Here is an 18,932-nt window from a genome sequence, read left to right as displayed (position 1 = left end):
GCTTCGGCTTTCATGCGAATCCTTTACAGATCAATTTGCCTGATTTGATCCGGATACGTATCATAGAGCGGCCTGGAAGGCAAGACGATGATCCACAAGCATATCTCGATACGAGAGATTGATACGTTTGAAGATCATGCAGTGATCTTTCATGGCCAATCCCGTCAGCCTACGTTGGCCGAATCAGTCGTCCGACAACAAAGGTCAGCGCCGCTGTAGCTGCGGAACAGCTGGCCAATTCCCGATGACTATTTGCCAAGAACGACTATTATAGTCGTAGTTCTGGAGTGCGCGCCGGTCGCAATGGGAGGTGATCATGCATGATCACCGCCCGACAGTCGCGGGCCGCGCGCGCCTTGCTGGGTTGGACACAGGAGACGCTTGCTGACAAGGCCCGTGTATCACTGACTGCGCTCAAGCGCCTCGAATCCGAAAGCGGCCTCGAGGTGTACGAAAGCACGCGCGATCAGGTCCGTCGGGCTCTCGAAGCAGCCGGTGTCGTCCTCTTGTCGACCGAGCGTGGACACGGAGTGCTGCTGGTCCATGATGGTGGTGACAAAAAGCGCTGACGGGCAAGCGGCAGATGCCGTGTTCCCTCCGAGGGATATTCTCCCAAAACACACAATCCTGGAGTATCTGGTGTTACCCCGCGTCCTGCAGTGGGCAGCACGCACCAGGCAATTGACATGCCCCCGATAGAACCCTTCGAGGATGCACCGCCGGCCTCCAGCGAATTAACCGCCTACGACCGTGCCCATATCAAGCTGTACATGCGACTGCTGGATGCCGCTGCCGATGGTGCCGAGTGGACCGAAGCCGTTCATATCCTGTTTGGCATCGACCCCAATCTCGAGCCGGATCGCGCGCGCCAGGTCCATGATGCTCATCTGGCGCGCGCCAAATGGATGGCGCAGACCGGTTACCGTCATCTTCTCTGGAAGCGACAGGTCTGAAGTTCGCGTCCGGCGCGGCGCACGGAGACGCGCGGGCGAGATACGGCGTTTCGCGGCCTGTCGGGATTTTCCGCATTGCTGGCCGCCCTGTCATGCCGCTGCAACAGATCTTGTCGTAAATAGCTCGGCGAAAAATCTGACCTGCGCTTTGCACGTGAGGAGGGACGGGTGCGACCGGACACTTCCCATTGGCGAGACGGTCGTCGCTATGAATTCTTCGACACGCTCTCGGTCGAAGGGCTCGCATGGGAATGTTTGCGGCGGTTCGAACGCTACCAGGAGCATTATGGCGAACTCGTCGCCATGAAGGCCGAAGATCATCCCTATTCAACCGACGCCCAGCGTCACTGGGGGTTGCGATTTCCCGGCTCGTCCGAGCCTTTCCGCGCTTCGTCAGGACGTCCTATGGTCGCCGCTTGCCAATCCGGCGGTCTTGCTCGCTGACGACGCTCCGAAATTTCTGCCGCCGTCACCGTCACTGGCCGCGCCTGCTGACGTTCGCTCGAGTCCAGAAGGTCTCCATGCCATCCATCGCGCCGGCATCGTCGCGCAGATCCTCCTGCTGTCGGGCCGAAAAACCGATAGAGCCTCGGCTGTCATCCTGCCACTCGACGACGATCTGCCCGATCGGGTCGAGGCAGTGCTGCGGCTCTGGCAAGCGCTGAGCGCGCGCCCCGTTACCCGCGACGGACGCATCACGCCGTACCAGCGTCGACGTATCCGACTGATGATGCGAGCCGCCGACGGTCGGGCCAATGGCGCCACTTATCGCCAGATCGCCAACGCTCTTTTCGGTCCCGAACGGGTCGCGGCTGTGGATCGGCGTGCAAAAAGGGCTCTGACTCACTTTTGGTGCAATAAAGAGGGATGATCGAGAGGTGGCATCAGCCTCGCCCGCAGCAAATCGAGCTTGGCGCGCCCATACATCTGGCGTTTGACGAGCTTCAACTTCGTGATCTGCCCTTCCGTTTGCCCGTTGGACCAGGGCTCTACGATAGCGGCCTTCACCGCATTCCAGTCGTCGCTCAAGCCATTGGCAAACGAACGAAGCGGCGTTTTCCGGGCTTCGTCGATCCATGTGGCGAGCTCGAAGTCTTTCTGTTGCCTGATGATCCGGTGGAATCGGTCGGCAAGATTTCGAACGACGACGAGCGCCGGGACGGCGGCTTCAATCGTCGCGATAAGCGTGGCTTCTGATTGCGAGAGTTGATCGCGTGCCATCGTCATAAGCCGGGCAATCACACGGGCTGATGGAATGACGCGCGACACGTTGTTCGGAGCTGCCTCGTTGCGCCTCCGCCGCGTCGCCCATTCTGCAACGACACGCAGGCTTCCGTTAAAGCCGATGATTTTGAGCCGACGCCAGAGTTCGGCACCATTTTGGCAACCGGAACGCCATTCGGCATCGAGCGTCCCGAGCCACGGGTCGAGAGAGCTAAGCCGGGTGCGGAACATATCGGATCGTCCGCCACGAGCGACCTGGCGTACGGTCTTGCGGGCATAGCCGGTCGCGCGAACGACCGCCTTGATGGACGCCCCTTTTCCAAGCAGCACACGGATCGCATCATCGGCATCCTGACGCCGCTTGAAGCCTTCGTATTGAAGCCGCTCAGCGCAGGTGAGGAGTTCTGGATCGGGTTCGGCGGATTGAAGTGCCTGGCGAATGGCGCGCATAGATTTACGGACAGCGTCGAGGAACGCCTGGCTGGCATTCTCCATCAAATGCCAGCGATCGGCAATCTGCAGGGCGTCAGGCAAGGCGCGCGCGGCCGCATGCCGGTACCCGCCACCGCGATCACGCGAGATAATGCAGATCTCCGGCCGGGCCTTGAGCCACGCTTCTACGGTGGCGACGCCACGATCGGGGAGGAGGTCGATAATCTGTCGGCGCTCCAGATCACAGACGATCGTGCCATATCGCTGTCCGCGCTTCCACGCCCAGTCGTCGATGCCGATGATCGTAGGCTTAACCTGAGCGCCCTTGAAGCGCCGACGCACAGTTCGAAGCAATGTGTCCTTGCTGACCGGCATCAGAAGGCGGCGCGCCAAGCTGGCCGCCGGACGCCCACCCAGCGCCAGCCCAAGGTGATGTACGATAGAATCCAGGCGGGTCGTACGCCGGGCAAATGTTGCAGTCACATCCGGAGGAAAGCGTTCAACGAAGATACGCGTGGTGCAGCGGGATGTGGCGCAACGAAAACGCCGGGCGACAAGAGTAATCCGAACCGGCCGGCCATGAGATGGTAGATCGGCGAGTGTACGGTGATATCGACTGTGGACACGCGCAGATGGGCGGCAGCAGTTCGGGCAGATCGAAACTCGAAATCGGGATCGCCCGGTGATCAGTATCTGATCGGCGGCATACTCGACCTTGTCGATCACCAATCCTATTGGCGCAATGGCTTCGCGAAAACCGCTCCCATGCATGGCGATATCCTCCTTCGGGGAAACTCGCCATTATCAACGCACTTGCACCAAAAGTGAGTCAGAGCCCCGTTTGCACGCCGATTGACAGGTTGGCTGAGAGCCGGCAGCTTGTGATTGTCATTGGTGCATGTCTGATGTTCGCCGCAATGACGGCCTGGCTCGTTTTCCTGCTGATGCTACTGAAGTCCTTTATCTGGAACCTGTATCAAGCGGTCTTGGTGACGATTCTAACCGAAGCCGAACTGACGGAGCAGGAAGACGGACGCGACAATTAGCTCGCTGATATTCAACCTTCGACCATTTTCTGCCCGATCAGTTCCGGTGCAGGGCTAGACTAGAGTTGTATTGCACCGGCCTGAGCATCTGATCCTGTCTGGCGGCTCGTGCTTTGAGCAACGGCAGATCGGCGTGCTGGAAATGTCTCCGACATGTCAGAACAGTGGTCGATAAATCGGCCGTTTTCCTTTACAACTGCTGGATAGCGCTAAGAATGACGTGGTCGATGCTCTGCTGGCCATCAAGGAACGACCGGATAGAAGGGCTTGCCCCAGTCCTTGTCGGGATTGTCCATCATCAGATCGGTGAAGACCGGCATCAGGAAGCCGAGGATCGCGGCGCCATCGCGGACCTGAGTGCGGTTGATGCCGCTGTTCCAGGTCGAGCCGCCATGAACGAGCTGGTTGCGCAGCACGTATAGCCGGTCGAAGACGAAGCTGAGCACGCGCTTGGTGTCGCCGCTCTGGATGGCTTGCGCGAAGGCGCGGGAGGAGGCTTTGAAACGATCTTCCCAATCCTCGAAGCCGGCAATCCCGTTATGGTGCTGCCAGAATGGATTGAAGACGTAGCGGTTCTCCATCAGCAGCCGCACCGGTCCAGAAAAGCGCTGCCAGATTGCCCCGTAGATGCGACGCTGCTCGTCGAGCGCGATCACCTTTCCGAAGAAGTCGGCAAAGGCGGCGCGTTCGCCCGGCTGGATGGTCTGGAACTCACCTTCGTCGGCATAAGCGGCGTTGAACGCGATCCACAGGAAGATAAATTTTGCGTCGTCGTCGGTCCCGCAGGCCTCGGCGCGGCCGATCCAGCTGATGGCGCGATGGACGCGCAGGCCCATCGTTTGCGGAAAGCCCTCGCGGATCGCGCGCTGCTTGGCTTTCAGTTCCGCATAGGTGAGGCCCGTCTTTGTGGTCATTCCGCTTCGTTCCTGTTGCCTTATGGCAGGGCGCCAAAATCGCTCCTGCGGTGGTTTTCGACCAGCGTGCGTAGCCCCTCGGGCGCGATGACCTCGACCGCATCGCCCCATTGATAGAGATGCCACGCCATCTCGAGCCAGCCCGCCGCATGAAAGCGCACGATGAGGCCGCCATCCTTTTGCGCCTCAACGGTTTGTTTTGGGTGAAAGCAGAACTCGGCCGCCCTTGCTGCGGCGTGCGGCGCAAAATGCCAGATGACCTCGTCATACTGCGCCGGATCTTGGTAGACGCCGAAGGATTGCGCCGCATAGTCCTCCAGCGAAAAGCCGGGCATCAGGCTGAAGCTCTCATCCAGGGTCTGGGCGCTCAAGATCTGGTCCATCCGGAAGTTCAGCATGTCTTCGCCGCGCGCCGGCTGGCGCGCCACCAGATAGCTGCGATGCCCCAGCAGGAGCCCGTGCGGCTCGATGATCCGTTCGGGCGCATCCTCGTCCCGGTAGCGCAGCCGCAGACGAAACGGGCCGCGCAGTCCCTCGATCACGGCATCGAGCACCGCCGGCGCCAGATTAACGCGCGGGCCGGGCCGCGTCACCGAGCCCATTGCCAGCAGGACCGCCTCGACGTCGGCTTCGGTGCGCAGCGCATCCTTTGGTGTCAGTCGCGCCAGCAATCCGTCGCGCAAGTCTTCAAGGGCCGCCGCGTGGCGTAGCCGCCCATCGCCGCGCGCCGTCCGGCCGGCGATCTCCAGTGCTTCGACCGCCGTTTCCTGGCGGGTCTGAAGCCGGTCGAGCATGGGGTCGGCAACACGCCAACGCCGCCGGCGGTCGTCACCATCCACCGCTTCGACATTGGTGAACACGGTCTCCAGCGCATCGGTCATGCGCTGCGCCGTGCGATGCGAAACGCCGAATTCCTCGCAGATCTCGTCGAGGCCGATCCCCGTCCGCCGCGTGGCGGCCAGACGCGCCAGCCTGATCAGGTCCTGAGCCTTGGCGAACGACATGATCCAAATCCTGGTCACAGACTATGTCAGATATTGACACCCACGCACGCTATGGCTGAACGTGCAATCTGTCGAGATGCAAGTCTTGTTGGAGATTGCGTTCGACGAGGGGGCGGTAATGCGAACTATTGAGGGGGATCGGATACTCTTGTCCGCCTCGGATCTGATGCGGTTCATGGGCTGCGCTCACGCGACCGCGCTCGATCTTGCCTATATGCGCGGCAAGGGGCCAGTGCCGCGTGAAGATACCGAAGATGCAGCGCTGCTCCAGAAGCAGGGCGATGCCCACGAAGCGGCTCATCTGGCCAAGCTCAAGGCATCGGATGTGTCGGTGATTGAGATCGACCGGTCCGACCTTGCCGAGAATGCGCAGGCAACCCGCGCTGCTTTGGCAAGCGGTCCGCAGATCGTCTTTCAGGGGGCGCTGCTGGGCGACAATTGGGGCGGTTGGTCGGACTTTCTCGAACGCGTCGAGCGCCCGTCGGATCTCGGTCCCTTCAGCTACGAAGTCACCGACACCAAGCTCAAGCGCCGGCCCCATCCCAAACATGTGCTGCAACTGGTGCTCTACTCGGATTTGCTGACCGAGATTCAGGGTGTCGCCCCGGAATTTGCCCATGTTGAACTCGGTGATGGCAGCCGGGCGCAGCTACGGCTCGCGGACTATCAGGCCTATGCGCGCATGGCGCGTCAGCGGCTCGAGGCTTTCCTGGAAAACCCGGCGCCGACCCGGCCGATCCCTTGTGCCGATTGTGGGCTTTGCCGCTGGGGCGATCACTGCGAAAGCCAGTGGCATGCCGAGGACAGCCTGTTCAACGTGGCCAACATTACCCGGACCCAGGTCAAGAAACTCGAGGCGGCTGGCATCACCACCATGGAGCGGCTGGCCGGGCTCGATCAGCCCATCCGCGGCATGGCCGAGACCACCCGGGCGCGGCTGGTGACGCAGGCGCGCCTGCAGCACGCCCGCAAGACCGGGGCGCCGGCCTTCGAGTTGCGCGAGGCCGAACCCGGCAAGGGCTTTGATCTTTTGCCCGCGCCGCAGCCGGGCGATCTTTTCTACGATATTGAGGGCGATCCGCATTACGAAGGCGGGCTCGAATATCTCCACGGCGTCTGGTTCGATGGCCAGTTCAAGGCTTTCTGGGCACATGATCACGGCGCCGAAGCACGGGCTTTGGCGGGCCTTCTGGAGTTTTTCCGGCAAAGGCTCGCGGCCCATCCCGAAGCGCGCATCTATCACTATGCGCCCTATGAGATCACCGCCTTGCGGCGGCTGACCACACAGTATGGAATCGGCGAGGCTTTTCTCGATCGCCTGCTGCGCGAGCGGCGCTTTGTCGATCTTTTCGCGGTGGTGCGCGGCGCGCTGATCGGCTCGGAAGCCAATTACTCGATCAAGTCGATGGAAGCCTTCTATGGCCGGGTGCGCGAAGGTGAGGTCAAAACTGCCGGCGGCTCGGTCGTGGCCTATGAGCGCTGGCGCGAAACCGGCGAAAAAACGATCCTCGACGAGATCGAAGACTATAACCGCATCGACTGTATCTCGACCGAGGAGCTGCGCGATTGGTTGGTGAGCATCCGCCCCGCTGCGCCCTGGCCGATACTGGCAGTGGATGCCGGCGACAAGGAAGTCGAGGAAGACGCCGATACGCAGGCCTTGCGCGCGAAGCTTGCCGCATCCGGTCTGCCGCAGGAGCGGCAAGACATGTTGTTCAACCTCGGCCTGTTTCACAAGCGCGAGGCCAAGCCTGCGCAATGGGCGGTCTTCGACAGCGCCGGCAAGGACGAGGACGAGCTGATCGACGATCTCGATGCACTGGCCGGTCTGGAAGCCATTGATCTGGCAGAACCCGTCAAACGCTCGGTGCTGCGCCGTTATCGCTTTCCGCTCCAGGAGACCAAGCTGCGGGCCGGCCGCAAAGCGACGGTCCCGGTCATTGACGGGCCGCCGGCCACTGTCAGCATCGAAGAGCTCGACCGCTCCGAGCGGATCATCGCGATCAAGGCGGGGGCGGCCAAGGCGCATCTTTTGACCGAACGCCTGACGCTCCACCCCGACTGGCCGCTTAATACGGACGTCATTGCCACGGCCCTGCGCGATGTGATCGACGATCAATGCGGTGCGCGCCGCCTGACCGCGCTCGATGATCTGCTGGCGCGCACGGCCCCGCGTCTGGTGACGGGACCGCGCGCCGATCTGCTCGATGGCGCCGATCCCTTGACCGGTACGATCGCGGCGATCGCCGCAATGGATGGAACCGTGCTGCCGATCCAGGGGCCGCCGGGAACCGGCAAGACCTATGTGACCGCACGGGCAATCCTTGCGCTGGTGCGCCAGGGGCACCGTGTTGGCGTGGCCTCGAACAGCCATGAGGCGATCCGCAATGTGCTGATGGGGTGTCTTGCCGCGCAAGATGATGACGATGCTGTCCCGGGCCTGTGCATCGGCCACAAGGTCAGCAGCGGCGAAGACGGTTATCCGGACGACTGTACCGGCGTCATCCGCTCGACGGCCAATGACGATTCCCTCTGGAGCCGCGCCCATGTGATCGGCGGCACCGCCTTCTTTTTTGCCCGATCCGAGCACGAGCAGGCGCTCGACTGGCTCTTCATCGATGAAGCCGGGCAAGTGGGGCTGGCCAATATGGTCGCCATGGGGCGCTGCGCGCGCAACATCGTTTTGGTCGGCGATCCGCGGCAATTGCCGCAGGTCATCCAGGGTGCCCATCCCGATCCGGCCAACCTTTCCTGTCTCGAATGGATGCTGGGCGAGCACGCCACCATTCCGCCCGATCGCGGCATCTTCCTGCCGGTCTCGCGCCGCATGCATCCCGATGTCTGCAGGTTTATTTCGCGGCAGGTCTATGAAGGCAGGCTCGTTAGCGCGCCCGATACAGCCGTCCAGGCAGTCCGCGGGACGGGCTTTCCTGAAGCTGGTGCTTTCTGGGCGCCGGTCGTCCATGAGGGCAATGCCCAGATCGCAGCCGAGGAAGTCGCTGCCATTCAGGCTGCGATCGACGATCTGCTCTCGGGAAGCTGGACCGACAAGGATGGGACAACGCGCGCCCTTGAGCCCGCCGATATCATCGTCGTTGCGCCCTATAATGCACAGGTCAATGCCCTGCAGGACGCCTTGCCCGCTGGCATTCGTGTCGGCACGGTCGACAAATTCCAGGGGCAGGAAGCACCCGTCTGTCTGGTGTCCATGACCGCCTCCTCGGTCGAGGAAACCCCGCGCGGCATGGATTTCCTGTTCTCGCTCAACCGCATCAATGTCGCTGTCTCGCGCGCCAAAGGCCTGGCGCTCGTCTTCGGCGCACCGCGGCTGCGCGAAGCAAAATGCAACACAGTTGAACAGATGCGCCTCGTCAACACGCTATGCGCATTGCCTGAGTTTGGAGACGTTTGAATGTGGGAGAATTTCGAGGCGCGCCTCGATGAAAATGAGCGCGAGGGCTCCATTCCACTGCGAAGAGCGCTTTTCGACGTGTTGCGCAGCTCGGGACTCCGTCCCGGCGCGGGTATCACCAAGAAGATGGTGTCGCTTGAATATGGCCCTGGCGAGCGGCTCGTCTGGGAAATCCAGAATCCATCCAACGTCTTTCTGCACATAAGATGGCGCGATTCTGTCGAGGCGAATGGCTTTGCCACCGAGTTGCGTCCTTATCAGCGCGGCATGAAGGATGGCGGTCGGCATTCCGCTCTCAGCCGCGACTGGTCCTTTGGCGACGCTGACTGCTTTGTCGTGAGGATTGAAGACGCCGAAACCCTGCGCCGGCTGATCGCGGTGCTGTTGCAGTCCGGCGAAGCGCTGATGCTCAATCCGGCTGCGATCACGCGCTGGATCGAGCGGCTACGCCATTTCTTTCCCGCCTTCGACCGTTTCGATCCGCCCGATCCTCATTTCGACGAGGCGGAGCGGACTTACAAGCTGGCGATTGCGGCGGAGCTCAGGACGGCGATCGAACAGGCCGGTTCCGACCAGGAACTGGCTGATGCCGTCAACACCGCGCTGGCCAAAAGCAATCTGCTGCAATGGCGCGCCTATTGGCCGATGTCGCCCAAAGGCGACGCCGATCGCGAGCAGCTCTGGCCGGCCTTGCGCGCGCTTGTCGACGCCGCGCTTGGTGCAGCGGACGGTCACGCCTCGGCGCTGCAGTCCTTTGTTGACGCGTGGATTGCGGCCGTCCCAGACGGCAAGCCCGATCCGGCGCGCCAGATCGCCGAATTCCTGCTCCTCCATCTCGCTCCGGACGAAGGCATCTATATCCGCCATTCGGTGCGCCAGGATCTCTGGCTCGAAGCGGTTGGCAGCCGCTTTCCCGATCATGCGTCGATGGCCGACACCTATCACGACGAATGGCGCTTCATGCAGGCCGTGCGCGCCGCTTTTGCGGACCGGGGTCTGGCGCCGCGCGACATGATCGATGTGCAAAGCGCGCTGTGGATCGTCCACAATTACAAGGAAGAAGATGCGGCGACCTTTTCGCGCGAAGCGATCGAGGGGGCGATGGACGCCTATGACAGCTACCGCCAGTCGGGCGAGCACACCGCCATCTTCGAGGCCTTTGGCGAGCCGCGCGACTATTGGGTGCGCTCGACACGGGCGCGGCCGAGCCGCGTCTATCCGTCCAAGCCGATCGTTGGCTTCCTGCGCGGCAAAACGCAGCTCAATGGCGGATGGGGACAGAAGGCCGATGCCGCCGCCCAGCTCCACAATGCGGGTTACATCATCGTCGATGCCGATGACGCACCGGTCACCCCGCCGGAGCGCTACGAGCATCTGATCCGCGACGCAGATCGCATCCGGCTCTGTGCGCGAAACTATTATGTCGAACCTGCCCGTGAGAACGGCGCGGCAGACATTGCAATTCGCGCCGGTGATCTTGGCCGCGACATGGGGCTACGCGACGCGTTCCCGGCGATCTGCAGCGCGCTCGGCGGCGAGAAATTTCAGAAGCTCGCCAATGTCCCCGCGCCCGCGCACACGCTGCCAAATCCTAGCAGTTCTACCGTTTTCACCTATCAGCTCGCCTCAGCGGAAGGGCACCAAACCATGACCTTTGAACCCACCACTGCGATGCCGGCGACCACCAATCTCATCCTTTACGGCCCGCCCGGGACCGGCAAGACCTATGCTACAGCCTGGGAGGCGGTGCGGCTTTGTATGGGCGACGCGGCGGCCGAACCACTGCGTGATGACCGCGACACGCTGATGGCCGAGTATCACCGTCTTGCCGGCGAAGGCCGGATCGAGTTCGTCACATTTCACCAATCGATGGCCTATGAGGATTTTGTCGAGGGCCGGCAGCCCATGACAGGATCCGACGATGATGAGGAAGCTGCCTCTGCGGGCTTCCGGCTCGAGACTGTGCCCGGGATATTCCGGCGCATCGCCAAACGTGCCGAAACCGGCCTGGACAAGGCCGCGACTGGCAACCGGATCACGATCGATGGTCGCCAGATCTACAAGATGTCGGTGGGCTCCAGTGCCGGCGATCAAGAGCTGTTCGAAGAAGCGATCGAGGGCGGCTACACCTTGCTGAGCTGGGAAGATATCGATTGGAGCGACCCAAAATACGCTAGCGCCGAGGAAATCCTGAAAACGTGCGAAGCACAGGGCAAGATCGAAGGTCCAGTCACGCTGCAGTCGGGCCAGGTATCGATTACCGACACGTTTCGCAATCGACTCAAAACCGGCGATATTATCGTCGTGTCAAAGGGCAATCGGCTGGTCCGCGCCATTGGCGCGGTGACCGGGCCCTACGAATATCATCCGCGGCCGGAGGGCAATTATGGCCACCGGCGCGCGGTTCGCTGGCTATGGCACGATGCCGCGGGCGTGCCGGTCACTGAAATCTACGACGGCAATTTCACTATGCGGTCGCTCTACTCGCTGAGAAAGGAGCGCCTCAATATTCCGGCCCTAGAGCGTTACATGAACAGCGCGAATAAGAAGGCCAACGCCGATTCCGAACGCGAAGCCTTCGTGTTGATCATCGACGAGATCAACCGGGCCAATATCTCCAAGGTGTTCGGCGAGCTGATCACGCTCCTGGAACCCGATAAGCGCCTGGGTCAGGCAAATGCGCTCAAAGTACATCTGCCATATTCGGGAGATGAATTCGGCGTGCCGGCCAACCTACATATCATCGGCACAATGAACACGGCGGACCGGTCAATCGCGCTGCTCGACACTGCCTTGCGCCGCCGCTTCACCTTCCGCGAGCTGATGCCCGACGTTGAGGAACTGCGGCGGGCGCTGGCGGCGCGAGGGCTTGATGCCGCAAATCTCGAGGGGATCGACCTGTGCAAGCTGCTGCACACGATCAACGAGCGGATCGAATATCTCTTCGATCGCGAACACCAGATCGGCCACGCCTATTTCACCAGTTGTCGTGGCCGCGCCGATGTTGAAGACGTCATGCGCCATAAGGTCATCCCGCTCTTGGCGGAGTATTTTTACGAGGACTGGTCGAAAGTCGCCGCGGTGCTGGGCGATGGCGACGGCACCAATGGCTCCCATTTCCTCGAAGCGCGGCGGCTGACGGCGCCGGCCGGTTTTGCCGACGATGAGCTGAGCGGCGACAAGTTGCGCTGGAGCGTCAAGGCGCGCTTCGATTTTTCGGACTTTGCCGCCTGATGCCCGCCTATACGGTTCGGGAATGGGACAAGCTCGCCTACGGCGAAGGCGCGGGGCAGATTCCCGACGGTTATGCCGGTAAGCTGGCGGCACTGGCGGCTCGCTCGGCCTTTGCCGGACGCGGCGGCAGCGGCGTGCTCGAACATGGCCGGCATGCCTTGCGCGCGCGCGGCGTGGTCGGAATTCTGGCAGCGGGCGATGCGAGCCTGGAGATCCTGCCCAAGATCGATGTGGCGCCCGGTGAAACAACCGATCACCAGAATGCAGCGATCCGTAAGCGACTGGTGCATATGCTGGCCGTCGCGCTGGATTTGAAAATTGACCTGGGCGTCATCACCGATCTTGCCTGGCAGCGCGAGACCCTGCTCGAAATCCTGATCCGCATCTTCTGCGACAAGCTGACCGAAGCGCTGCGCAAGGGTATGCCGCGCCGCTATATCACTTGCGAAGACGATCTGCCGACCTTGCGCGGTCAGCTCGACATCACCCGCCAGTTCACCCGCCACGCGGTCAATCCCTCGCGCCTTGCCTGCCGCTTCGATCTTTTGTCCGAAGACACACCGCTCAACCGGATCATGAAAGCTGCAGTGCTGCGCCTGGCGCGCCTCTCACGGCGCGCCGCCAACCAGCAGCGCCTGCGCGAGCTGGCCTTCGTCTATGCTGATATTACCGACGTTTCGGTTGCCGCGCTGCGCTGGGATCAGGTTGTAATCGACCGCACCAACCGGGCCTGGCAGGAGCTCTTCGCCATGGCGCGGCTCTTTTTGCAGGACCGCTATCAGACGACCACAGGCGGCGCCGGCCAGGGCACCGCCATGCTGTTTGAGATGAACGCGCTGTTCGAGGAATATGTGGGGCGCTTGATCGCCCGCGCCTTGGCAGGAACCGGGCTCACTGTTTCGTTGCAGGGCGGACGGCTGTTCTGTCTGAGCGCGCAGGACAGCGGACGCGCCCTGTTCCAGACCCGGCCCGATATCCTGATCCGCCAAGGCGGCAGGGTCGTCCATGTCATCGACACCAAGTGGAAGCGGATATCGGCGCGGATCGATGATCCCAAACAGGGCGTCTCGCAGGCAGATGTCTACCAGATGATGGCCTATGCCCAGCTCTATGACGCGCCGCGCCTGACGCTGCTCTATCCCCACCATCCCGGCCTCGGCGGCCAAGACATGGTTCATGGGCGCTATGCGATCACCGGACACGCCACGATCCTGGAAACCGCAAGCATCGACGTGGCCAACAGCACCGACATGCTGGGGCGGCTTCGCCGCCTGATCCTGAGGGAAGAGCCGGTGGCTCTGGAACCGGTAGGATGATGGGCTGGCGATCTCAGGGAACGAAGCTTGGTCCAACCGGCGGCGGTTACGCACTCATCCGGGCAATTTACAAGCGTTGCGAGGGACGAAAATGAGCAATTTCCGCTTCCGGCGTCTTGAGCGCCATAGAACAGGAGGGACGCGCGATAAGATGCAGCTTTCCTACCCGCTGCCCCGCAGTCCTTCGGGCAAGGCCTACCAATATTCTCCGAATCCGAGCGCGGCGCCCCGGCTATTTCTGATCGGGGATGCTCCAGAGACGCGTGCGATATCGGAAGAACACCGCCTGGCCATCCGACGCGAACCGGGCCCCGGACAAACGGTATGTCCCTATTCCGGCTTTGTGGCCGATGACGATGAGTTCATTCATTTCTCCGACATCGAGGCTGTCAAAAAGCAAGTGGCGTGGGAAGCAACTGCGGACGTCGAGGATCATATCGCCGATCTGGCGAAGAACTTTAACCGACGTCAGGGCAAGGGCGGGCTCATCTCGATAAAGATGGATTTCAAGCCGAGCAGACGACCGCGGCCTCTCGCCATCCGTGAAGACCTCCTGCGAGAATTGACCTGCAATGTCTGCGCGCGAGAGTACGCTGTCTACGCCATCGCGCTGTTCTGCCCCGATTGTGGTGCGCCGGGCTACGGCCAGCATTTTGAGCGGGAAGTCGAGCTGGTGCGCGAGCAGGTTGCGCTTGCTGACGCGCAGGATGAAGCCGGACGGCCCGAGACGGCGTATCGCCTGATGGGAAACGCCCATGAAGACGTTCTGACGGCGTTCGAGACTGCCCTAAAGACGATTTACCGCCATCTTGTTCGTGAAGGCCTGCCGGACAAAGCCGAAGGACTGCTGAAAAAGAAAACGGTCGGTAACGCCTTCCAGAACATCGGGCGTGGACGTTCCCTTTTCAAAGAGATTGGCATCGATCCATTCCACGTCCTGTCCGAAGACGACCTCGAATTGCTGCGCCTGAATATCGAGAAGCGCCACGTCATCGGGCACAATCTCGGTATCGCCGATGAGCATTACGTCGAACTCACGCAATCAGACCAGCCCGGCGAAACGGTCCGCCTGATCGGCGGCGAGATCGAGCGCTTCGCTGCGCTCTGCCTGCGGGTCGTGCTTGATCTGGAAAAGTCTCTGCTGCCTGGCCCGCCGGATACGCACGAACAGACCAGTTAATCAGTAAGGAGAGGGGGGAGCTATGGGCTACCGCAACAAGACCTATGTGATTTTTGATGGCGACAACGACATGTGGGCCTATGCCTACATGAAGGGTTGGAACCAGAACAAGAAGATCGATTTCAACTTCAACGACGCCCATGATCTGAACACGATCACCAATGCGTCGAGTGAGGCGAACACCAAACGGAAACTCCGCGAGCGGTTCTCCACCGCGAAGCAGGCCGTAGTGTTGATCGGGGAATCGACCAAGAACCTGTATCGTTTCGTGCGGTGGGAGATCGAAGTCTGCCAGACGCTCGGCCTGCCGGTCGTGGCTGTGAATCTGAACAAGATGCGGCGCTATGATGCCGACCTCTGCCCACCGATTCTTCGTGATGCAGACGCCGTGCACGTGTCTTTCAATGCCCGGATCATCAAGCACGCCCTCGATGATTTCTGTACGAGCTACAGTAAGTACCAGGGCAAAGGGGATAACTGGCATTATAAGGAGCAGGTTTATAAGGACCTCGGCTTGTGACGCCCGAAGATTACCCCGCTCTGTTCCATTCCGCTGACGCATCCTCGGTTGCCGCGCAATCGAGCTACCTATGGCTGATCCGGCTCCAATATGGGCTGTTGATCACGGCCGCGTCAGTCGCGTTATGGTTCGATTATGCGCCCGCGCTTCTCCTCGTTTACGCGTTTATCGTCGGAGCGTCGACGGCGTTGCTGATCTATATGTCGGTCAAGAAGCCGGAGAAGGACTGGTACGGTTGCCGCGCGCTGGCAGAGTCCATCAAGACGTCGACCTGGCGCTATATGATGCGCTCCGAGCCGTTCGAAGACGTTCCTCAGGTAAGTTCGGTCAAGCAGAAGTTCGCCGCGTTCCTCAAAGAGATTCTGGACGCGAACGGCCATGTGCGCGATTCAATCAGCCGCCGCCCCACGCCGGGCGATCAGATTACGCCCAAGATGAACGAAATCCGTGCCCTTCCTCTTGGTAGCCATCCGGTGAAGGCCGCGGATCCGCTATGATTGTTCGGCAATGAGGTTGATGAGGCATTCGATGCCGTCAGGCGTGAAGGCCATGGCGCCGCCGTCTTCATCGGGCCCGAACACCCATATCAGCCCGTCTTCGGGTTCCATTTCCGCGGCGATGTCGAAGAGCCACTCTTCGTCCCTGCCGAGCTCGCGCGCGACGAGCGCCAGGGTTTTGACGCTATCGACTTTGTTCACGGCCATCAGGCGGCGATCGCTGCAGGCTTGATCTGCCAGTTCCAGGGAAGGAGCTCATCCAGCCGGCTGACCGGGTGATCGGCGATGCGGGCGAGCACATCGGCGAGCCAGGCCTGCGGGTCGATGTCGTTCAGTCGCGCGGTCTGGATCAGGGTGTAGAGGATGGCGGCGCGCTGACCACCGCGATCGGACCCGCAGAACAGCCAGGCCTTGCGGCCGAGCGGGACGCAGCGCAGCGCCCGTTCAGCCGCGTTGTTCGTCAGGCAGATGTGGCCATCATCGAGGAAGCGAGTGAACGCGGCCCAGCGTCGCAACATGTAATTTATCGCCTTCGCCAGATCGTGGTTGCGCGACAGCTTGGCCAGCTGCGCGGTGAGCCAGGCGTGGAGCTCGGCAATGAGCGGCGTGCTGAGCTCCTGCCGCACGGCGAGGCGTTCGGCGGCGCTGCAGCCGTTCACGGCGCGCTCGATGTCGAACAGCGCGTCGATCCGCTGCACGGCTTCGAGCGCGATCGGATAGATCATGCCGGCGCGCTCGCCGCGGCTCTTCTTGCGCGCAGCGCCCTCGACGTCGGCGAGCTCGAAGAACTTGCGCCGTGCGTGGGCAAAACATGCGGCTTCGAGGACGGGGCCGGGCGCACGGTCATCGCGATAGAGCTCGCCATATCCGCCATAGGCATCGGCTTGCAGGATGCCTGACCATGCGGCGAGATGTACTCTTGGATGCTCGCCGCGCCGATCGCGTGAGTAGTGGAACAATGCCGCGGGCGGATCGGCACCAGCGAACGGCTTGTCGTCGCGCACATAGACCCACAGCCTCGCGGTATCGGTCTTGCCCTTCGCGAGGACTGGCACGGTCGTGTCGTCGCCGTGCAATCGCTCGGCGGCGAGGACATGGGCCTCGATCAGGCGATAGATCGGCATCAGCGCATGGGCGCCGCCGCCGACCTGATCACCGAGCGTCGATGTGCTGAGCGGCACGCCCTCGCGGGCGAACCGCTCCGCCTGGCGGTTGAGCGGCTGGTGCTGCCCGTACTTCTCGAACAGCAGCATCGCGAGGAAGCTCGGCCCGGCCCAGCCGCGAGGGAGCACATGAAAGGGCGCGGGCGCCTGCGCGATCTTCTCGCAATCCCGGCAAGAAAACTTCTCGCGCACTGTCTGAGTGACCTTCCACGAACGCGGGATTACCTCGAGCGTCTCGGTGATGTCTTCGCCGAGCTTGGCAAGGCGGCTGCTGCCGCATGCCGGGCAGGAACAGGGGGCGGGCACGACGATGCGCTCGCGCGGCAGGTGATCGGGGAACGGCTTGCGGCTCGGGCGCTTGCGCTCGAACGCGGTGACGGTCAGGGCCTTTGCGGCGGCGGCCTCGGTGACGAGCTCATCCTCGCTGGCATCGGCCTCGAGATCTTCGAGCTGTAGCTCCATCTGTGCCAGGAGGCGCTTGCTGCGTTCTGCGCTGGCGCCGTAGGCCTCGCGCTTCAGCTTGGCGATCTGCAGCTTGAGATGGGCGATCATCGCCTCGGTGGCGCTCTCGCGGGCCTTTGCGTTGGCGAGCCGCGCCTCTGCCTCATCGGCTCTGCGGGTCGCCGCGTTCAGCAGCGCCTTGAGCGCTGCGACGTCGTCCGGAAGGGGCGAAACGGCGGCTTCCATGCCCATGAATGAATCACCATCGGCCCCGCCAATCAAGCCGATAATACATCATCCCGGGCATTATCCCGCGCTCTGCGGCCGCCAGCTATACTGCGGGTTACGCCAGTCGATACCGTCAAGCAGACAGGCCAGTTGGGCACTGGTCAGCGACACGATCCCGTCCTTCGCCGACGGCCAGATAAAGCGTCCCTTCTCGAGCCGCTTGGCGTAAAGCGACATGCCGATACCATCATGCCAGATGATCTTGGTCAGCGATCCGGCACGCCCCCGAAAGACGAACAGATCGCCGCCGAAAGGATCCCGCCCCAGGCTCTGTTGAACGAGCAGCGCGAGCCCCTGCATGCCCTTGCGCATGTCTGTGTGGCCCATCGCTATCCACACCCGCGCGCCGGGCGGGATCATCGCAGCGCCTTCAAGGCCGCGGCTGTCAGCACGGGCGATGCCGAGGCCGCAATGCTGACCCGGGCGCCGCCCGGCAGCTCGATCAAGATCGCGACGCCCGGCGCGGGCAAAGGCGGCTGCAGCTCGTCGGCCACCATCGCCTCGGCGAATACTGGGCCCGGCAAGGCTGCGCGAAACTTGCGCCGCCATGCATAGATCAGGCTGGTGGAAACATCATACCGGCGGCTAACCTCGGCAACGCAGGAACCCGGCGCAAACGCCTCGTTCAGGATCTGAAGCCGCTCGTCCTCACTCCACCGCCGACGCCGCTCGGGCCCGCTAAACAGCGTTACCTGGCTCATATCCGTCCTTAAGCTCGCTCACACGAGCACGCTTATGAGCGCGCGAAACCTCAACCTACAACACGGCCCTCACCGGACGGGTACTCCTCTTGAGGAGCGCCGCGAGTTTTATCGGACCAGGCGCATTGTAGAACAACGCAACTGGTATGTTGGGAAGGTAAACACCAACCGACGGCATTTTCGGGGCTGGATTGCTTTCTGCATCCTCATTCAAGGCAGCGCTATCGTTCTTGCGCTCATCCGTTCGCACTATCCTGAAGGTTGGTCGGTCTGGCCGGCAGAACCGCTGCTTGTCGCCGCGTCTGCTGCGATCGGTTGGATTCAGATCAAGAAATTCAACGAGCTGGCCTCGGCCTATAGCCTCACGGCTCATGAGATCGGGATCATACAGACCCGGATCAGCGATGTTACGACCGAGTCTGAATTCTCTGAATTCGTGAACGAGTCTGAGCGCGCATTTTCGCGCGAACACACCCAATGGGTGGCGCGTCAGAACGATTGATGCGGTCGCTAGTCGGCCACCGTCTTTTCCTACTCGGGTCGGGTATCGAGTTCCGGGCTTTTGACGACTGTCATACCGGCTGCAGCAACCAAACGGTTTGACGGA

19 protein-coding genes are annotated in these 18,932 nt (G+C 61.8%); 12 read left to right on the top strand and 7 right to left on the bottom strand.

Annotated features, from left to right (window positions below; all coding sequences use genetic code 11):
* Window positions 1-320: 320 nt before the first annotated feature.
* The 4 genes from C3E99_RS03415 to C3E99_RS19955 all read left to right on the top strand — a co-directional run bounded on the left by C3E99_RS03415 (window position 321) and on the right by C3E99_RS19955 (window position 1,824).
* Window positions 321-569 (top strand): helix-turn-helix domain-containing protein, encoded by a 249-nt coding sequence (locus C3E99_RS03415; protein ID WP_047166147.1) that lies wholly within the window; start codon window positions 321-323, stop codon window positions 567-569.
* 117 nt (window positions 570-686) lie between these two features.
* Window positions 687-953: a DNA -binding domain-containing protein gene (locus C3E99_RS03410; protein ID WP_104959411.1), complete on the top strand. Its 267-nt coding sequence runs from the start codon at window positions 687-689 to the stop codon at window positions 951-953.
* Between the two features lie 168 nt (window positions 954-1,121).
* A complete protein-coding gene (locus tag C3E99_RS20335) occupies window positions 1,122-1,397 on the top strand; it encodes a transcriptional regulator domain-containing protein (protein WP_442800478.1) in 276 nt (91 codons plus the stop codon).
* Between the two features lie 196 nt (window positions 1,398-1,593).
* Window positions 1,594-1,824 carry a DNA -binding domain-containing protein gene (locus tag C3E99_RS19955; protein ID WP_234002705.1) on the top strand — a complete coding sequence of 77 codons (231 nt, stop codon included), beginning with the start codon at window positions 1,594-1,596 and terminating at the stop codon, window positions 1,822-1,824.
* On the opposite strand, the gene C3E99_RS03395 is transcribed toward C3E99_RS19955, so the two are convergent.
* Window positions 1,797-3,380: an ISL3 family transposase gene (locus tag C3E99_RS03395; RefSeq protein WP_104959409.1), complete on the bottom strand. Its 1,584-nt coding sequence runs from the start codon at window positions 3,378-3,380 to the stop codon at window positions 1,797-1,799. The two genes, C3E99_RS19955 and C3E99_RS03395, sit on opposite strands and share 28 nt — an antisense overlap.
* Between C3E99_RS03395 and C3E99_RS19950 the strand changes: the two genes are divergently transcribed.
* The gene (locus tag C3E99_RS19950; protein ID WP_199775131.1) at window positions 3,344-3,655 is read left to right on the top strand and encodes a hypothetical protein; all 312 of its coding nucleotides are present in this window, start codon (window positions 3,344-3,346) and stop codon (window positions 3,653-3,655) included. The genes C3E99_RS03395 and C3E99_RS19950 overlap by 37 nt on opposite strands.
* A gap of 242 nt (window positions 3,656-3,897) precedes the next feature.
* Here C3E99_RS19950 and C3E99_RS03385 read toward each other — a convergent pair whose 3' ends face one another.
* Window positions 3,898-4,569, bottom strand: a complete 672-nt coding sequence (locus C3E99_RS03385; protein WP_199775060.1) for a HEPN domain-containing protein — start codon at window positions 4,567-4,569, stop codon at window positions 3,898-3,900.
* 20 nt (window positions 4,570-4,589) lie between these two features.
* Window positions 4,590-5,573: a helix-turn-helix transcriptional regulator gene (locus tag C3E99_RS03380; RefSeq protein ID WP_104959407.1), complete on the bottom strand. Its 984-nt coding sequence runs from the start codon at window positions 5,571-5,573 to the stop codon at window positions 4,590-4,592.
* Window positions 5,574-5,661: 88 nt separating this feature from the next.
* Here C3E99_RS03380 and C3E99_RS03375 point away from each other — a divergent pair, with 88 nt between their 5' ends.
* From C3E99_RS03375 to C3E99_RS03345, 6 genes are all read left to right on the top strand, one after another.
* A complete protein-coding gene (locus C3E99_RS03375; RefSeq protein ID WP_234002580.1) occupies window positions 5,662-8,985 on the top strand; it encodes a TM0106 family RecB-like putative nuclease in 3,324 nt (1,107 codons plus the stop codon).
* Entirely contained in the window at window positions 8,986-12,219 is a 3,234-nt protein-coding gene (locus C3E99_RS20080; RefSeq protein WP_234002579.1) for an AAA family ATPase, read from the top strand.
* Entirely contained in the window at window positions 12,219-13,535 is a 1,317-nt protein-coding gene (locus tag C3E99_RS03365) for an McrC family protein (RefSeq protein WP_104959406.1), read from the top strand. The genes C3E99_RS20080 and C3E99_RS03365 overlap by 1 nt, the downstream gene beginning before the upstream one ends.
* Before the next feature lie 91 nt (window positions 13,536-13,626).
* The gene (locus tag C3E99_RS19630) at window positions 13,627-14,715 is read left to right on the top strand and encodes a hypothetical protein (RefSeq protein WP_158682090.1); all 1,089 of its coding nucleotides are present in this window, start codon (window positions 13,627-13,629) and stop codon (window positions 14,713-14,715) included.
* A 22-nt stretch (window positions 14,716-14,737) separates the two neighbouring features.
* A complete protein-coding gene (locus C3E99_RS03350) occupies window positions 14,738-15,235 on the top strand; it encodes a TIR domain-containing protein (protein WP_104959403.1) in 498 nt (165 codons plus the stop codon).
* A complete protein-coding gene (locus C3E99_RS03345; protein WP_104959402.1) occupies window positions 15,232-15,732 on the top strand; it encodes a DUF4231 domain-containing protein in 501 nt (166 codons plus the stop codon). The genes C3E99_RS03350 and C3E99_RS03345 overlap by 4 nt, the downstream gene beginning before the upstream one ends.
* Here the strand turns inward: C3E99_RS03345 and C3E99_RS03340 are convergent.
* The 4 genes from C3E99_RS03340 to tnpA are packed head-to-tail and all read right to left on the bottom strand — an operon-like array spanning window position 15,727 to window position 18,325.
* The gene (locus tag C3E99_RS03340) at window positions 15,727-15,939 is read right to left on the bottom strand and encodes a hypothetical protein (protein ID WP_104959401.1); all 213 of its coding nucleotides are present in this window, start codon (window positions 15,937-15,939) and stop codon (window positions 15,727-15,729) included. The genes C3E99_RS03345 and C3E99_RS03340 overlap by 6 nt on opposite strands.
* A complete protein-coding gene (gene tnpC / locus C3E99_RS03335; protein ID WP_104960297.1) occupies window positions 15,939-17,582 on the bottom strand; it encodes an IS66 family transposase in 1,644 nt (547 codons plus the stop codon). The genes C3E99_RS03340 and tnpC overlap by 1 nt, the downstream gene beginning before the upstream one ends.
* A 60-nt stretch (window positions 17,583-17,642) precedes the next feature.
* Window positions 17,643-17,984, bottom strand: coding sequence for an IS66 family insertion sequence element accessory protein TnpB (tnpB, locus tag C3E99_RS03330; protein ID WP_104959400.1), 342 nt, complete (start codon window positions 17,982-17,984; stop codon window positions 17,643-17,645).
* The gene (tnpA, locus tag C3E99_RS03325; protein ID WP_104959399.1) at window positions 17,981-18,325 is read right to left on the bottom strand and encodes an IS66-like element accessory protein TnpA; all 345 of its coding nucleotides are present in this window, start codon (window positions 18,323-18,325) and stop codon (window positions 17,981-17,983) included. Before tnpA ends, tnpB begins: the two co-directional genes overlap by 4 nt.
* Window positions 18,326-18,359: 34 nt before the next feature.
* Between tnpA and C3E99_RS19625 the strand changes: the two genes are divergently transcribed.
* Entirely contained in the window at window positions 18,360-18,827 is a 468-nt protein-coding gene (locus C3E99_RS19625) for an SLATT domain-containing protein (RefSeq protein WP_158682088.1), read from the top strand.
* The last annotated feature ends 105 nt before the right edge of the window (window positions 18,828-18,932 follow it).

The organism is Sphingopyxis sp. MG (assembly GCF_002953155.1).
Classification (GTDB): domain Bacteria; phylum Pseudomonadota; class Alphaproteobacteria; order Sphingomonadales; family Sphingomonadaceae; genus Sphingopyxis; species Sphingopyxis granuli.
Note: the sequence above shows the minus strand (reverse complement) of the source record. Positions and strands in the feature narration are given on the sequence as shown.

Bases quoted from the DNA above. Each gene is read 5' to 3' on its own strand.
- C3E99_RS03415 (WP_047166147.1), top strand. From the start codon at position 321: ATGATCACCGCCCGACAGTCGCGGGCCGCGCGCGCCTTGCTGGGTTGG.
- C3E99_RS03410 (WP_104959411.1), top strand. From the start codon at position 687: ATGCCCCCGATAGAACCCTTCGAGGATGCACCGCCGGCCTCCAGCGAA.
- C3E99_RS03395 (WP_104959409.1), bottom strand. From the start codon at position 3,380: ATGCATGGGAGCGGTTTTCGCGAAGCCATTGCGCCAATAGGATTGGTG.
- C3E99_RS03385 (WP_199775060.1), bottom strand. From the start codon at position 4,569: ATGACCACAAAGACGGGCCTCACCTATGCGGAACTGAAAGCCAAGCAG.
- C3E99_RS03380 (WP_104959407.1), bottom strand. From the start codon at position 5,573: ATGTCGTTCGCCAAGGCTCAGGACCTGATCAGGCTGGCGCGTCTGGCC.
- C3E99_RS20080 (WP_234002579.1), top strand. From the start codon at position 8,986: ATGTGGGAGAATTTCGAGGCGCGCCTCGATGAAAATGAGCGCGAGGGC.
- C3E99_RS03365 (WP_104959406.1), top strand. From the start codon at position 12,219: ATGCCCGCCTATACGGTTCGGGAATGGGACAAGCTCGCCTACGGCGAA.
- C3E99_RS19630 (WP_158682090.1), top strand. From the start codon at position 13,627: ATGAGCAATTTCCGCTTCCGGCGTCTTGAGCGCCATAGAACAGGAGGG.
- C3E99_RS03350 (WP_104959403.1), top strand. From the start codon at position 14,738: ATGGGCTACCGCAACAAGACCTATGTGATTTTTGATGGCGACAACGAC.
- C3E99_RS03340 (WP_104959401.1), bottom strand. From the start codon at position 15,939: ATGGCCGTGAACAAAGTCGATAGCGTCAAAACCCTGGCGCTCGTCGCG.
- tnpC (WP_104960297.1), bottom strand. From the start codon at position 17,582: ATGGAAGCCGCCGTTTCGCCCCTTCCGGACGACGTCGCAGCGCTCAAG.
- tnpB (WP_104959400.1), bottom strand. From the start codon at position 17,984: ATGATCCCGCCCGGCGCGCGGGTGTGGATAGCGATGGGCCACACAGAC.
- tnpA (WP_104959399.1), bottom strand. From the start codon at position 18,325: ATGAGCCAGGTAACGCTGTTTAGCGGGCCCGAGCGGCGTCGGCGGTGG.
- C3E99_RS19625 (WP_158682088.1), top strand. From the start codon at position 18,360: ATGAGCGCGCGAAACCTCAACCTACAACACGGCCCTCACCGGACGGGT.